The organism is Agrobacterium sp. CG160-95 (genome assembly GCF_053521725.1).
Window position 1 is genome coordinate 463,912 of the sequence record NZ_JBNWDU010000005.1, and the last position, 14,532, is coordinate 478,443.

At 55.9% G+C, this 14,532-nt stretch carries 14 protein-coding genes; 5 read left to right on the forward strand and 9 right to left on the reverse strand.

Annotated elements, in window-relative coordinates:
* Positions 1-35 precede the first annotated feature (35 nt).
* The 3 genes from ACQZ63_RS19650 to ACQZ63_RS19660 all read left to right on the forward strand — a co-directional run bounded on the left by ACQZ63_RS19650 (position 36) and on the right by ACQZ63_RS19660 (position 2,745).
* Positions 36-1,721, forward strand: coding sequence for a GMC oxidoreductase (locus ACQZ63_RS19650; protein ID WP_003515231.1), 1,686 nt, complete (start codon positions 36-38; stop codon positions 1,719-1,721).
* Positions 1,721-2,281, forward strand: a complete 561-nt coding sequence (locus ACQZ63_RS19655; protein WP_080798554.1) for a gluconate 2-dehydrogenase subunit 3 family protein — start codon at positions 1,721-1,723, stop codon at positions 2,279-2,281. The genes ACQZ63_RS19650 and ACQZ63_RS19655 overlap by 1 nt, the downstream gene beginning before the upstream one ends.
* Positions 2,282-2,349: 68 nt before the next feature.
* A complete protein-coding gene (locus tag ACQZ63_RS19660; protein WP_003515228.1) occupies positions 2,350-2,745 on the forward strand; it encodes a c-type cytochrome in 396 nt (131 codons plus the stop codon).
* 160 nt (positions 2,746-2,905) lie between these two features.
* Here ACQZ63_RS19660 and ACQZ63_RS19665 read toward each other — a convergent pair whose 3' ends face one another.
* The 9 genes from ACQZ63_RS19665 to ACQZ63_RS19705 all read right to left on the reverse strand — a co-directional run bounded on the left by ACQZ63_RS19665 (position 2,906) and on the right by ACQZ63_RS19705 (position 12,522).
* Positions 2,906-4,066: a glucoamylase family protein gene (locus ACQZ63_RS19665; RefSeq protein WP_025593417.1), complete on the reverse strand. Its 1,161-nt coding sequence runs from the start codon at positions 4,064-4,066 to the stop codon at positions 2,906-2,908.
* A 224-nt stretch (positions 4,067-4,290) separates the two neighbouring features.
* Positions 4,291-4,674, reverse strand: coding sequence for a response regulator (locus tag ACQZ63_RS19670; RefSeq protein ID WP_025593416.1), 384 nt, complete (start codon positions 4,672-4,674; stop codon positions 4,291-4,293).
* Positions 4,671-6,989, reverse strand: a complete 2,319-nt coding sequence (locus tag ACQZ63_RS19675; protein ID WP_236768926.1) for a GAF domain-containing protein — start codon at positions 6,987-6,989, stop codon at positions 4,671-4,673. The genes ACQZ63_RS19670 and ACQZ63_RS19675 overlap by 4 nt, the downstream gene beginning before the upstream one ends.
* A 27-nt stretch (positions 6,990-7,016) precedes the next feature.
* Positions 7,017-7,442: a response regulator gene (locus tag ACQZ63_RS19680; protein WP_003515224.1), complete on the reverse strand. Its 426-nt coding sequence runs from the start codon at positions 7,440-7,442 to the stop codon at positions 7,017-7,019.
* An 11-nt stretch (positions 7,443-7,453) separates the two neighbouring features.
* Positions 7,454-8,563, reverse strand: coding sequence for a PAS domain-containing protein (locus tag ACQZ63_RS19685; protein WP_111783072.1), 1,110 nt, complete (start codon positions 8,561-8,563; stop codon positions 7,454-7,456).
* A gap of 232 nt (positions 8,564-8,795) precedes the next feature.
* Positions 8,796-9,572 carry an ABC transporter permease gene (locus ACQZ63_RS19690; RefSeq protein ID WP_003515221.1) on the reverse strand — a complete coding sequence of 259 codons (777 nt, stop codon included), beginning with the start codon at positions 9,570-9,572 and terminating at the stop codon, positions 8,796-8,798.
* A complete protein-coding gene (locus ACQZ63_RS19695; RefSeq protein ID WP_003515220.1) occupies positions 9,559-10,326 on the reverse strand; it encodes an ABC transporter ATP-binding protein in 768 nt (255 codons plus the stop codon). The genes ACQZ63_RS19690 and ACQZ63_RS19695 overlap by 14 nt, the downstream gene beginning before the upstream one ends.
* 63 nt (positions 10,327-10,389) lie before the next feature.
* Positions 10,390-11,391: an ABC transporter substrate-binding protein gene (locus ACQZ63_RS19700; RefSeq protein ID WP_003515219.1), complete on the reverse strand. Its 1,002-nt coding sequence runs from the start codon at positions 11,389-11,391 to the stop codon at positions 10,390-10,392.
* 48 nt (positions 11,392-11,439) lie between these two features.
* Positions 11,440-12,522, reverse strand: coding sequence for a 4-oxalomesaconate tautomerase (locus ACQZ63_RS19705; protein ID WP_025593409.1), 1,083 nt, complete (start codon positions 12,520-12,522; stop codon positions 11,440-11,442).
* Positions 12,523-12,627: 105 nt separating this feature from the next.
* Between ACQZ63_RS19705 and ACQZ63_RS19710 the strand changes: the two genes are divergently transcribed.
* A complete protein-coding gene (locus ACQZ63_RS19710) occupies positions 12,628-13,524 on the forward strand; it encodes a LysR family transcriptional regulator (RefSeq protein WP_003515217.1) in 897 nt (298 codons plus the stop codon).
* Between the two features lie 633 nt (positions 13,525-14,157).
* Positions 14,158-14,532: helix-turn-helix domain-containing protein (locus tag ACQZ63_RS19715; protein WP_448799388.1), on the forward strand; the 375-nt coding region annotated here is incomplete at its 3' end.

The following is a 14,532-nucleotide window of genomic DNA, read 5'->3' on the forward strand; positions in this document are numbered from 1 at the left end:
GACTTTTTACCCAAGTACCAATCGGAGGAGTTATCATGGCGGACAATCATTATGATGCGATTGTTGTCGGTTCAGGCATAAGTGGAGGCTGGGCTGCAAAGGAACTCACGGAAAAAGGCCTGAAGGTCCTGCTGCTGGAGCGCGGCAGAAACATCGAGCACATTACCGACTATCAGAATGCCGACAAGGAAGCCTGGGACTATCCCCATCGCAACCGCGCCACGCAGGAGATGAAGGCGAAGTATCCGGTTCTCAGCCGCGACTATCTGCTGGAAGAGGCCACGCTCGGCATGTGGGCCGACGAGCAGGAAACGCCCTATGTCGAAGAAAAGCGTTTCGACTGGTTCCGTGGTTATCACGTCGGCGGCCGTTCGCTGCTGTGGGGACGCCAGACCTACCGCTGGTCGCAGACCGATTTCGAGGCCAATGCCAAAGAAGGCATCGCCGTTGACTGGCCGATCCGTTATCAGGACATTGCTCCCTGGTATGATTACGTCGAGCGTTTCGCCGGCATTTCCGGCAGCCGCGAGGGGCTGGACATTCTTCCTGATGGTGAATTCCTGCCGCCTATTCCGCTGAATTGCGTTGAAGAGGATGTGGCACGCCGGTTGAAAACCGCCTTTAAAGGCACGCGACACCTCATCAATTCGCGCTGCGCCAACATCACCCAGGAACTTCCCGATCAGGAGCGCACGCGCTGCCAGTTCCGCAACAAGTGCCGGTTGGGCTGTCCTTTCGGCGGCTATTTCAGCACGCAGTCATCGACCCTGCCGGCGGCAGTCGCCACCGGAAATCTTACGCTCCGGCCTTTCTCCATCGTCAAGGAAATCCTTTACGACAAGGACAAGAAGAAGGCGCGCGGTGTCGAAATCATCGATGCCGAAACGAACCTGACCTATGAATACACCGCCGATGTGATTTTCCTCAACGCTTCGACGCTCAACTCGACCTGGGTTCTGATGAACTCGGCCACAGACGTGTGGGAGGGAGGGCTCGGCAGCAGCTCGGGCGAACTCGGCCACAATGTGATGGACCACCATTTCCGCATGGGCGCCACCGGCGAGGTGGAAGGTTTCGAAGAGTTTTATTTCAAGGGCCGCCGCCCGGCGGGATTCTATATTCCCCGTTTCCGCAACACCGGCGACGACAAACGGAACTATCTGCGCGGTTTCGGTTATCAGGGATCCGCCAGCCGTTCGCGCTGGGAACGGGAAATCGCCGAACTCAACATCGGAGCCGACTACAAGGAAGCGCTGACCCAGCCGGGCGCCTGGACTATCGGCATGACTGCCTTCGGTGAAATGCTGCCTTATCACGAGAACCGCGTGAAGCTGGACCACGACAAGAAGGACAAATGGGGCCTGCCGGTCCTGTCGATGAATGTCGAGATGAAGCAGAACGAACTCGATATGCGCGAAGACATGGTCAATGACGCAGTCGAGATGTTCGAAGCGGTCGGCATCAAGAACGTCAAACCGTCGAGGGGCAGCTATGCGCCGGGCATGGGTATCCATGAAATGGGCACGGCCCGCATGGGACGCGACCCCAAAACTTCCGTGCTTAATGGCAACAACCAGGTCTGGGATGCGCCGAACGTCTTTGTCACTGACGGTGCCTGTATGACTTCGGCGTCCTGCGTCAACCCGTCGCTCACCTACATGGCGCTGACGGCGCGTGCCGCCGAATTTGCCGTTTCCGAACGCAAGAAGGGGAATCTGTGATGAACAGACGTGAACTGCTGAAACTGATAGCCATTGCCTCCGGTCTTCCGCTGATCGGCGCTGACGTGGTCACTGCGGCGGAAAACGCCGCCAAGCCTGCCGGCGACGTCCACGTGTTCAGCCCGGAGGAAATCCGGCTTCTGGACGAGGTGGCTGAAACGATCATCCCTCGCACATCCACCCCGGGTGCGAAGGACGCCGCCGTTGGCGCATTCATGGCAGTCTATGCGGCCGATTGTTACACGGGCGAACAGCGGAAACTCTTCCTCTCCGCGATGGCTGACATCGAAAACCGCAGCCGGACGGAATACAAGAAGGCGTTTCTGGAGCTGACGTCGCAGGAGCGGCAGACGCTGATTTCTGCACTGGACAAACAGGCCCGGGCGGAACAGACACCGACCGCACCGCATCCCTTCACACTCGTCAAGCAGCTGACGCTGCTCGGTTTCTTCACCTCGAAGATCGGCGCCACCGAGGTTCTCGTTTACGACGAAATCCCCGGCGGCTTTGAGACCTGCGTTCCCTACAAGAAGGGTACGCCCGCCTGGGGCACGACCTGAATTGAGAACAAGCCGCCCGCCTGCATTCGCAGGCGGGCGCGTTCATACGGCAGAACAAGGATGACACGATGCGCAAGAGAATGATCATCACGGCGGCAATGCTGGCAGCAAGCGCCATTCCCGCTTTTTCAGAGGGCGATGTTGCAAAGGGGGAGGCGGCCTTCAAGCGCTGTTCCGCCTGTCACGCCATCGGCGAGGGCGCGAAAAACAAGGTCGGCCCGCAGCTTAACGGGATCATCGGCCGCACTGCGGGCGGCGATCCGGACTATAATTACTCGAATGCGATGAAAAAAGCAGGCGGGGAAGGGCTGGTGTGGACACCAGAGGAACTGCGAGACTTTCTCAGCGCTCCCAAGAAGAAAATCCCCGGAAACAAGATGGCCTTGGCGGGCATCAGCAAACCGGAAGAACTGGATAATCTTATCGCCTATATCGAAAGCGCGTCTTCGAAACCAGCCGAATGACAGCGCGCCGTTCATCGAACATCAAAACTCCTGCAGTTTTGAGACGATGACCACGACTTTACCCCAGCATATCCTGCGCGCCGAAGGCCTTGCCAAGGAATTGCCAAGGCCTTCCGGCGTTGTCTTCAAGGATGCATTTGCGGTACTCAAACGCCGGTTCTCAAGGGTCGGTCCGTCCTTCCTGCAGGCCCGACTTTTCGAAAGACCTGTCCTGATGGAAGCCCAGTTTGGCCAAGCCGTTTTTCACCTCCGGTGCGTTCATGAATAAATCCCAGATCAGGCCGCTGCGATAGTTTTCCATCATCGCAACAACAGGCCCTTGATTGATCGCAAGATGCGTTCCGGACACCCAGCCGGTTGAGGGTTGGAATGAATCCATGAGGCCAAAGCGGCCGATGAGTGCACCATTGTTCCATTGCAGAAAACGCAAAGCCGCCTCGCGTGAGCGATGAGAAAAGAAGGGCATACTAGAGAGGGCTGCCGTTGTCGCAATGATGCCGTCATCGTCGGTCGGAGAGTTTACGACATAGCCCTTTGGCCCATCACACGCAGACAGACCCCACCCGGCCTCACTTGGGTAACGCGTGCGGCAGTAGCGGTAATTGATCATGCAATGCGCGTGAACCTGCTCCAGATAGTCGTGACAATAAACATCGCCGAGACCGCGCGGATCGAGTGTGCAGAAGGAATAGTGCGACAGGAAAAGCGGTCCTCCATACGGCTGGCCAAGCGGCAGCCGAACACCGAGATACATCGATCCGTTCCGGATTTCGCCATCGCTTGCCCATCCGGAATGATAAGACTCGGCGCTGATTGCATGCGTCGTTGAACCCGCCGCGAGCACATAACAGACGAGGGCCTCGTTCCAGCCCACAATCGGCAAGTTTTTCGCCCAGGCATACCGACGGCTCCAATGCCAGAACAGCGGCCCGGGCTTTCCCCTGGTAAACCAGCCCCATTCCACCGTCTCGACGATTTCATTTATGGACCGGCGTAAATCGATTTCGGAGGACGTCTGCGCGCCAAAAAACTGTCTGACGCAGATCAGCGCCTGAACCAGAAGAGCGGTTTCAACGAGATCTCCGCCGTCGTCGAATTTCGCGAAGGGTATCGTTCTTCCGCTGGACGCATCGATGAAGTGAGGGAAGGCGCCATGAAAACGCTTCACACTTGCCAGCGATCTCAACATCCGGCTCGCCCGGGCGATGGCTTCCTGTTCGGTTATCCAAGAACGGCGGACACCAACGATGAGCGAAAGAAAACCAAACCCAATCCCGGAGACCGACGCGATCTCATGGATCGCAACACCATCGGATCGCATACGATCCCGCGGTAGGCCACTCTCCGGGTGGCTCCCGGACCAGAAATATTCAAAGGTATTGCGATGCAAACCATCAAGTTCAGCAGGTAATTTGTCCGTCAATTCCAACCTCAGCGACCAGCGGCAATCAGTCGGCAGATCGACTGCCAAGCCTTATCCGACTCTGTCACCATCTCCAAATTTCAAGCGGAGCGGTGAATCCCGGTAGCCTCAAAAATTCCCGGCTACCGCAGCATCTGTCTTATCGTCTCCACGATCTGCTCTTCGCAGTAGGGTTTCGTAAAGAAAGCCGTATCTGCCGCGATCATATGACCGGGATCTTCGAGATGGCCGGAAACCAGGATAACTTTGATAGGGGGCCACCTGTCACGAACAATGGCTGCCAGTTGCAGGCCGTCGACGCCGCGTGGCATATCGATATCAGTGAAAACAATTCGTATGTCTGCGCGTGCCTCAAGGATATTGACCGCCTCCGTAGCATCTGCCGCAGCAAGCGCTGTGTATCCTGCGGTTTCAACCAGATCCACGGCGGCAAGGCGTAGCAGCGGCTCATCCTCGACGACGAGTATGGTTGCCACATCGGCAGCATTCGAGGTCACGGTCATCATGACTGTCTCAAATGGGAAACCAGTCCCTGCATCGTTACCCGCAGGCCGTCAGGATCAAAATTTACCTCGACACCGCCTGTACCCATCAGCCCAAGCTGGATGAGCTTCGATCCGAAACCTTTACCCGATGGAGCGGTCACCGGCGGGCCGTCCTGCTCCTTCCATTCCAGAACAAGCGCGTTCTCGCCGCCTGCATCTTCTATCGTCCATGAAATAACGACGGTTCCGGCATCAGAAGACCAGGCTCCATATTTCAAAGCGTTTGTGCCAAGCTCGTGCATCAGGAGAGCCAGCGACAGCGCAGTCCTGGGCCCGATTTCCATGTCTGTGCCCGATATGCGGTATCGCTCGGGAAGAGAAAGTTGGCGAAGCACGGAATCGATCACTGCCACCATGCGCGCCGACGACCAGTCCTGGTTCAGGAGAACCTCATGCGCATTGGAAAGCGCGCGCAATCTGCTCGTGAAGGCTTCGACAGGGGCTCTGTCGGTGACGGGGCGAAGCGTCTGTGTCGCAATTGCCTGAACCATGGCCATCGTGTTCTTGAGCCGGTGGCTGATCTCGTGATTGAGAACCTGCTGTTCCTGCTCGGCCCGAATCCTGGAGATCGCCTCACGCGTGCGGTCCGCTATCGCACGCACAAAATCACGCTCCTCGGACGAGAATTCATGCGGCTTGTCGTAGTGTACGAACATGACCCCCGCGAATGCACCTCTTTCGATGATTGGCACATTCACGAGGACGGAGATGCCTAATGAGTGTAGAAGCTCGGCTGAAGCGGAGGTTCTCGGATCTGTCGCCACATCGGGTATGATGACCGTCTCGCCGCGCTTCAAATCCTGGATGTAGGATCCGTAATTCCTGAAATGATGGAGCCCCGCGACAGTGAACATTCCCTCCGCACACCAGTCGGGAAGCATCTGCACCGTCTCGGCGATAGGGTCAACGATGCCGTAGCCCGCCCGCGTCGCGCCTCTCAGACTCCGTGCCAAAATCTCGGCGGCGGCAAATGCCACTTCCGCAACAGTATCCAGCTCGCGGATCTTTTCGCCGAGTTCCAGGAATGCAAGCTGCCTGTCCTCCGACAGTTTTTGAGCGGTGGCGTTGCGTGCGACCTTGATATATCCCGGGACCTTGGGCGACGAATGGTTGGACATCGGCCGGATCGTGCCGTCCAAAAAGATGCTGGAGCCATCGGCAGCGAGGTGCCATCGGCGGTCGGGTGCAACCCCTTCGGACGTGGCTCTGCTCACTTCAGCCGCAGGAACGCCGGCTGCCCGGTCCTCCTCAGTAAAAATCGACTCAAACGGCCGTCCGAGCATCTCGGCTTCCGACCAGCCAAATGTCTCCTGCGCTCCACCGAACCAGCTTGTAATGCGCTGGTCTTCATCGATCGTCATGATAATATAGTCTTTAGCGCCTTCGACGATCAGGCGAAGCTTCGTTTCGCTGTCGCGTAAAGCCTCCTGGGCTTGCATACGGTCAGTGACTTCAACGAACATGATGACGAACGTGTCTTCACCAGTGGCTTGAACATAGCCGTCAAACCACCGGTCCATCGATCCGATCTTGCGGGTGAAACGCTTGCTTTGTTGGGTCTCGACGGCCTCCACCACATCGGAAACCCACTCATTCTCGAATTCTGGAAAGAGTTCGCGCATGGTTCGACCAGGCACATCATCGCCTGGTAGTCCAAGAAGAGTGCTCCATGCGGGATTGACCGTCTCGTACCGCCAATCGACAATCGTTCCGTCGACGTCACGGATCACCGAGCCTACGACGATGCCTTCCTCCAATTGCTGGAAAAGCGCACCCCAGCGTCGCTCGGAAAGGAAGGTCGCAATCTGGTTCGAGGCGACCCTTCCGATCTGGTTCAGTAACTGCAGCTCGCTTTCCGTCCATGTGCGTGGTTCGCCATCGATTGCTGCGAGCGCGCCGATCACCATGCCATCAGGGAGGGTTACAGGCACTCCCATGTAGGAGATCACGCCCAGATCGGTTATGGCCAGATTATTTCTAACGAGATCATGAACCGTCGCATCCCCGATGATCAAAGGCTGTCTGTCGCGAACCACATGCTGACAGAATGAATGCGTGAGTGGCGTTTCCGCTGCTTCAGCCCATTTGGGTGGCAACCCGACATGAGCGATGAAAACCTGCCGGTGCTCGTCCAGAATGGAGATCAAAGCCACTGGGCATTTCAGGCCGGTTTTGACGACCTCGATAATATCCTGGAATTCGGGTGGGCTCTGGACATCAAGCAGCCCAGAGTTTCGAACTGCGTCAATGCGTTCCGACGGTGAATTCAAGGTCAATCCTTATCCGCACAGGGGCGGCGTTGGTCAAGCCGACAAGGCGGCAAGCAGTTTGGGCGAAACAACAAGGCTGGGAGGAGGGGTAGCGGAGCGCTCTGCGCCAATAACGATGCCTTCAATGAACTGCAAGGCATTTTGCAAACCGTTCATCGTGTAGGGTTTCTCGATCGCTCCAAGTGCGCCCGCAAAGTCCTCAGGTATTCTCTTCAGGTTACCCGAAACAAAAACATAGGGGATGGAGCTCGAGGAAAGATATCGGCCGACTTCTATGCCCGTTGGACCATCCAGCAATTGAATGTCTACAAATGCGAATTGCGGCAGTGCCTTATTGGCAAGCTCGATAGCTTCCTTGCTGTCGGCAGCGATCCCCACAATCTCGTGTCCGGCATCTTCCACTTCGCTTTCAAGTTCCATCGCCAGCAGAGCTTCGTCCTCTACGATCAAGATTTTCACAAGAAATCCTTTCAGTCTTTTACAGAAAGCGTGACACGAACATCCGAGAGGCTACCTTCAACGGTCCGAACTATCGTAGCGCGCAATTGTTTTACGCATGCTTCCAGCATCTTTTTGCTAAAGGCTGCTTCTTCCTTGTCCACTTCGCCCGGCGTGACGGTATCGGCAACCCTGACAAGGAAGTGGCCGTTGAGGCGCTTGACCTCCAGGTGCAATTGCCCGCCACGATCCTTCAATCCTCTGCGAATGGCGTCGCCGATGAGTTCGTTGATGATCAAGGCAAGTGGGGAGGCCTTGGTCGCCGGAACCACAACCTCGTGAAGATCGGTGGTGAGAATGATGTCGGTTCGCTTCAAGGCGCCGATCTTGTCGAGCATCAATGTATTGGCAAAATCCGCGACATCGAAATGCCCTACATCTTCATCGTTCAGAAGCTTGCGCTGAACGGTGCTGAGTGCTTCGACCCTGTTCAGCACAGACATCAATGTGCGCTCGACAACATCATTGTCAGTCATCCGCGCCTGAAGCTTCACGATTGAGGCGATCGTCAGGAGGTTGTTTTTTACGCGATGATCAACTTCGTGGACGAGGGTTGTTTTTGCCCGCAATGCCTCTGTCAAATCCGCCGTTCGCAGCGCCACCTCTCCCTCCGCGATGTGGCGGGCGCGAGCGAGTTCGGCTTCCTTGCTCTTGATATCGGTGAAATCGAGTTGCGAGGCGAAAAAATAGATGACGGTTCCGGCAGCATCGCGAACAGGACTTACGAAGAGAGCATTCCAAAACTCTGATCCGTCCTTGCGATAATTAAGGATGTCGATCGCCAAATCCTGCTCGGCTGCGATTGCCTCACGCAGCTTCGTAACTGAGCCAGGATCCGTGTCTGGACCTTGGAGCAGACGACAATTTTGACCAACCAGCTCTTCGGCGGAATAGCCCGTCAATCTGCTGAAAGCAGCATTGCAGAAGATGATTGGATTGTCGTTGAGGAGTGGATTTGTGATGATCATGGGCATGCGGGTGGCCTTGAAGGCTGCCGCAAACGGATCTTCAGAAGCGTGGCCAGATACTAGACGCTCTCCAGCGTCTTGAGCATCCTGCCGGAGGAGATCATTATCTTTCATGCAAGGTCCTGAAGGTAACGGTCCCCTAAAATGTTTGAATGGGAATTTGGTTCCAACGACAAAGTGAATTATTCCTGTTTTACAGGGTAGGGGATTCACCATCTTTTTGCATATTGTCCGTGAGCAGGTCTGCCGGCGTCCGATAGCCGAGAAATCGGCCTGATGACGTCAGTAGAACAAAAACGGGGCGGCCAACTGGCCGCCCCGCTTGATATGAGACTGGGTCGAAACCTCAAGCAGGCCGTTCTTCGCCCGCGTTCGGCCTCCAGGTGATCAGCTTTCTCTCGGCGACATCGAGAATGAGATCGATGACGAGAACAAAAATGGCGAGAATGATGATACCGGCGAAAACGCCGACCGCGTCGAAGTTACCTTCAGAACGGGCGATCAGGTAACCGAGGCCTGCGGAAGACCCGAGATATTCGCCGATGATCGCGCCAACCACCGCAAATCCGACGGATGTGCGCAGCGACGACAGAATCCAGCTGGCTGCCGCCGGAAAATAAACATGACGCAAGAGATCAGAGCGCTTTGCACCGAGGATGCGCGTGTTGGAAAGCACGACGGGGTTCACTTCGCGAACACCTTGCATGGCGTTGAAGAACGTCACGAAGAAGACGAGGGTGACCGCAAGAGCGACCTTTGACCAGAGGCCAAGCCCCAGCCAAAGGACGAAAATTGGCGCGAGGACCACACGCGGGATGGCATTCACGGCCTTGATGAACGGGTCCAACACACGGGCCACAAAGGGACTGAGGCCCAGCCAGACACCGGCGCCGACGCCGAGACCTGTACCGATGAGGTAACCGAGAACCGTTTCACTCAAGGTGATACCGACATGTTTGTAAAAGCCGGCATCGGCAACCCAGGTGATGACCTGCTTGACGATGTCGATGGGTGCCGGGAAGAAGAAGCGGTCGATCGCCCCGGAGCTTACCCCGAGTTGCCACCCACCCAGGAGCACGACCAGAAGCACGATCTGGATGATGCGAACATTAACGGCTTGCATAGCTTTTCTCCACTTCGCCGCGTAAAGACGCCCATATATCGCGATATAGGGTCATGAATTTCGGATCGAGCTTGATTTCGGCCACGTTGCGGGGCCGTTCCAGATCAACCGGGAAGCTCTCGATAACTCGGCTCTTGGGGCCGGCAGCAAGGACGACAACCCGGTCGCCGAGTGCAATCGCCTCTTCGAGATCGTGCGTGATCATGACCACTGCACGGCGATCCTCTTGCCACAATCTCAGGAGTTCATTCTGCATGAGGTGGCGCGTGTGAATGTCGAGTGCGGAGAAGGGCTCGTCCATCAGGATGACCTTCGGCTCGGTGATAAGCGCCTGCGCCATCTGGACACGTTTGCGCTGTCCGCCTGAAAGTTGATGCGGAAAGCGCTCTTCAAACCCCTTCAGGCCAACTTTTTCCAGCCAGGCCAGAACTTTGGTACGGCGCTCATGTTCGGATACGCCGCGGAACAGCAGGCCAAGCTCGACATTCTGATAGGCCGTTTTCCAGGGAAGCAGCGCATCCTGCTGGAAGAGATATCCGATGTTGTTCTGCACGCCCTGCACGGGAGAACCATCGATGGAGACCTTTCCCTGCGCCGGTTTCAGCAAACCCGCGATGGCATTGAGAATGGTGGACTTGCCGCATCCGGTTGGGCCGACAATCGACAGAAACTCACCATCTCCAACTTTCAGGTTCACATCCTGGACCGCAACGAACGCGCCAAAGGCCATTGTTACGTTCTCGATTGCCACCATTGGCTGAAGATTGAGTTCCGCCACGGGTTCTAACTTTCTAATTGGCAAAGACATTGAAGACCCTCAGTTTACGCCCTTCGAAGCCGCAGCCTCGACGAACTTGTTGGTGTAGGTCGTGTTGAGATCGATCGTGGCCTTCGCGACTGCGTCGTTGAAGCTTTTCAAAACCGCCAACGGGGTTTCCAGATCGGCCTGGTTGAAGGTTCCATCTTCGGAGAAGATCGCCTTGGCGGCTTCGACGGCCTTGATGTAGGTCTGCTTGTCGCCGGACACGAAATCATCGGGAAGCTTTGCAACGATTTCCTCGGCCGAATGCTCCTTCATCCAATGCAGCGCCTTTACCGTGGCATTGGTAACCTTCTGGATCACCTCGGGATGTGCATCGATGTATTCCTGCGTCGCATACAAGACGGAGGTGGGGTAGATCCCGCCGTAGACGTCCTTGGCGCCCTGATCGCTACGGGCATCGATCAAAATCTTGCCAAGACCACGCTCAACCACGATCGTCGCAGCCGGATCGTAATTGACCAACAGGTCAATCTTGCCCTGCTGCAGAGCGGCAACAGCAGCAGCGCCGGAGCCAACGCCGATGATAGCGATGTCGTTGTCGCTCAGATTGTGCTGCTTCATGTAATAACGAATGAAGAAATCGGACGAAGACCCGGGCGAGGTGATCCCGACCTTTTTGCCCTTGATGGTTTCAGGTTTTGCCGGATCGAAATCTGTATCGTTCTTTCCTGCGAGAACCAGCCCGGAATTGCGGGCAAGCTGAACGAAGCCAACCACGTGCTTGTTCTGGGACTGCATCTGAATCGTGTGATCGTAGAAACCGACGGCTACATCCGTGGACCCTGCGACGAGCGCCTGCAGGACTTTCGAACCGCCTTGGGCAAAGTTCTCGGTCGTCACCTCAAGGCCCTCGTCCTTGTAGAAGCCGAGGCTGGCCGCCACCGGAAAAGGCAGGTTGTTGAGGTTGTACGAACCAACACTCATTCTGACGGATTCTGCATTTGCCGACGCTGCCAGCGCACAGAGCGCCGCTGTTGCAAGCAAGTATTTACGCATGAGGGTCTCCTCCCAGTTTTGCTATGTTTTGAGCCAGTATGGCTTTGTCTAGGCTGCGTCTTCAATCGCAGCGTTTGGCTTGGCGAAGGCAAAGCCTTCGAAAAGTCTGCGGGCCGTTCTCACAAGCCCGGCTGTTATTGCTCCGTTCCGCATCTCAAGTTGCACGTCCAGCCGACCGGCGGGATGCTCGATGCAGATCTGGGTCGGAACAGATCGATTTCCCGCTTGTTCAAATGCCACGGAGCCTTCCGTGATCGCTGCGGTTGCTATGCCAACGGCGCCGGTCGTTGCCAGGGCAGGGTGGCACTCATTGGGCATGAAGTACCGGACAGACAGAGTGCCTCCCTTGCGGGCCGGCGCTACGATCACGGGTTTTGGTATGACCATATCCGTTACATCCCCCATCCCCATCAATTTGCCTGCCTGAATGCGTATGCGGGTCAATCGTTCGATGAGATCGCTATTGGAAGTCAGGGTCTGCGGATCTTCATATCCCGTGACGCCGAGGTCTCCCGCACGCATGAGGACCATCGGAATTGCGCAGTCTATCGCCGTCACATCTATTCCCTCAACCGTGTCGACAGGGTTTCCGGTGGGCAACAGTTTTCCGGTTTTCGCACCCGCCGCATCCACGAAAGTCAGGGCGATCGGTGCAGCCAGACCCGGAACGCCGTCGATGGATGCGTCTCCGAGATAAATTACTTCGCGACCACGCGTCGGCACCTTTGCCTCGATCAATTTTCCGGTGTTCACGTTGTGGATGCGAACCACGGTATCGCTTCCCCGAGCCTCGACAAGTCCAGCTTCGATCGCAAAGGGACCGACAGCGGCCAGCATATTTCCGCAATTGGGCGAATAGTCGACATACTGCCTGTCGGTACGAACCTGGGCGAAGAGATAGTCGATGTCTGCGCCTTCGACGGTGGAAGGACCTATGATCGCCACTTTCGAGGTGACCGGATTGCCGCCTCCAATCCCGTCTATCTGCAGCGGATGACCGGAACCCATGATGGACAAAAGTGCCGCATCCCGTTCCGCTCGATTACGCGGAAGGTCAGACGCCAGGAAGAACGGTCCACGAGATGTTCCGCCGCGCATCAGCACACAGGGTATCTTAAGCAGGTCGTTCATTTATCGCCTCAATCTTGCATTTGGTGGATCAATCCGCCTTGTTGTTGCAATATGAGCAAAAGAATCTAATCTGTTAAATGCAATGTTCGGAGGTATTATTGCGATATGAGCATCAATTGCGAAATTCTGGATTTAAGAGCATTTCAAGCAGTAGTTGAGCTTGAAAGTTTTCATAGGGCTGCCGACGCGTTGCATATTTCGCAACCGGCGCTTACCCGGCGCATCCAGAAACTGGAACAGGCCATTGGCGCGCCACTCCTAGAAAGGACCACACGCCACGTTGCCCCGACAGCGATGGGTCAGGAGGTAATGCCGCTTGTCCGGCGCATGCTGGAGGAGTTCGATGGATCGCTTTTTGCGATGAAAGATGGTGCACATCGGCGCGGCCTCATCACGATGGCCTGCGTTCCAACCGCAGCGTTTTATTTTCTACCCACCGTGATCAAAACATTTAGCAAGCAATATCCGCATATTAGGCTGCGTATCAGAGACCTTACGGCAAACGAGGGGCTGCAGGCGGTTGCGCGAGGCGAGGTGGAGTTCGGGATAAACCTCATGGGTAATTCTGATCCAGACCTGGCATTCGAACCTCTCATCGATGACCCGTTTGTGCTGGCGATGCGGAAAGACCATCCTCTGGCGGCTTTCGAAACGATCCAATGGAATCAACTGGAGCCTTACCCGCTGGTTGTCGTCGATCGCTCCAGCGGCAATAGAACGCTTCTGGATGGCGCACTCGCGCGGCACAATCTAAAGCTGAACTGGTTCTACGAGGTGACCCATCTCAACACGTCGCTTGGCCTGGTGGAGGCTGGGCTGGGGATTTCCGTGTTGCCGCGACTGGCTACCCCACAGGATGACCATCCTTTCCTCGTTACGCGGCCGATCGTTAATCCCGTGGTCTCCCGAACCATCGGTATCGTGCAAAGAAGAAGCAGCGCCTTATCTCCCGCCGCGGAGAAATTCGTGGAAATGCTGTTGAAGACCTGGAAAACGCCTTAGGGTTCACAATCGTGTATCTTGCCGCGAAGGGCCCGGGTCTGACGTCACCTGGTGGAAGGTCGAGAAACGGGCGAGGGTGACGCCGTCTTCTCAGAGATGGTTGCGTCGTCACGCCGCCTTACCGGCTCTTCTAATAGCGGACCGCCTTGGCGTTCTGGGTCATAGATATGGGTTTTGCTGTTGCCATTTTGGCTGTTGAAGGAAACGGCGACGTGCGCCGCGCCGATTGACGTCAGCAAGCTCAATACTGATCAACCGTACAATGTAGATATGGTTGAAGATCATAGCCTGCTTATCGACTGACAAGGCATACTCGCAGCAAGAGCGACCTCCATCAGTATCGCTTGAGGCAATAATGTGAGGCGGAAATTGAGTGGTGTTTTGTCTAGAGCGAAAGGATTCGTTACGCTTCGACTCAGCGCGATAACGCGACAACCAGATAAGGTTCAAAACGAGTTCTGAAGGTTGCCTAAAGAGTCATTTGGACTGAAAACGCAAGACATTTAAACCAGAAAAAGTTCCATAATCTATCTTATGCGATTATCGTATGTAGCCGCAAAGTTAAAGTGTCCTGTTTCTGCAAAGTTGGAATGTCACACTCCCCGGATCTGAATGATACCGGGGAGATTGCGGATGGGATTGATCACGATGAGCGAGCGCGATTTGCAGCGGATCGAGGTTTTGTCGAAAGTCGTTGATGGCCGCATGACCATCGTCGCAGCGGCGCATGTGCTGGCAATCAGCGCCCGGCATGTTCAGAGACTGATTGGTCGTATTGAGGCTACCGGCGCTGCCTCGATCAGACACAAGGCAATTGGTCGCCCGTCGAACAATAAAATCGCCACCGGCGTCCGCGATTACGTTTTGATTCTGGTGCGCGAACGCTACCTTGATTTCGGGCCAACGCTTGCGGCCGAGAAGCTTAAGGAAGAGCATGGCGTCACAGTCTCGCGTGAGACGCTGCGTAAGTGGATGCAGGATGCTGGCATATGGCTTTCGAGAAAACAG

What these genes read in the sequence shown, in the direction of transcription:
- ACQZ63_RS19705 (WP_025593409.1), bottom strand. Translation starts at nt 12,522, where the DNA reads ATGAACGACCTGCTTAAGATACCCTGTGTGCTGATGCGCGGCGGAACA.
- ACQZ63_RS19670 (WP_025593416.1), bottom strand. Translation starts at nt 4,674, where the DNA reads ATGATGACCGTGACCTCGAATGCTGCCGATGTGGCAACCATACTCGTC.
- ACQZ63_RS19700 (WP_003515219.1), bottom strand. Translation starts at nt 11,391, where the DNA reads ATGCGTAAATACTTGCTTGCAACAGCGGCGCTCTGTGCGCTGGCAGCG.
- ACQZ63_RS19685 (WP_111783072.1), bottom strand. Translation starts at nt 8,563, where the DNA reads ATGAAAGATAATGATCTCCTCCGGCAGGATGCTCAAGACGCTGGAGAG.
- ACQZ63_RS19665 (WP_025593417.1), bottom strand. Translation starts at nt 4,066, where the DNA reads ATGCGATCCGATGGTGTTGCGATCCATGAGATCGCGTCGGTCTCCGGG.
- ACQZ63_RS19690 (WP_003515221.1), bottom strand. Translation starts at nt 9,572, where the DNA reads ATGCAAGCCGTTAATGTTCGCATCATCCAGATCGTGCTTCTGGTCGTG.
- ACQZ63_RS19660 (WP_003515228.1), top strand. Translation starts at nt 2,350, where the DNA reads ATGCGCAAGAGAATGATCATCACGGCGGCAATGCTGGCAGCAAGCGCC.
- ACQZ63_RS19650 (WP_003515231.1), top strand. Translation starts at nt 36, where the DNA reads ATGGCGGACAATCATTATGATGCGATTGTTGTCGGTTCAGGCATAAGT.
- ACQZ63_RS19655 (WP_080798554.1), top strand. Translation starts at nt 1,721, where the DNA reads ATGAACAGACGTGAACTGCTGAAACTGATAGCCATTGCCTCCGGTCTT.
- ACQZ63_RS19695 (WP_003515220.1), bottom strand. Translation starts at nt 10,326, where the DNA reads ATGGTGGCAATCGAGAACGTAACAATGGCCTTTGGCGCGTTCGTTGCG.
- ACQZ63_RS19710 (WP_003515217.1), top strand. Translation starts at nt 12,628, where the DNA reads ATGAGCATCAATTGCGAAATTCTGGATTTAAGAGCATTTCAAGCAGTA.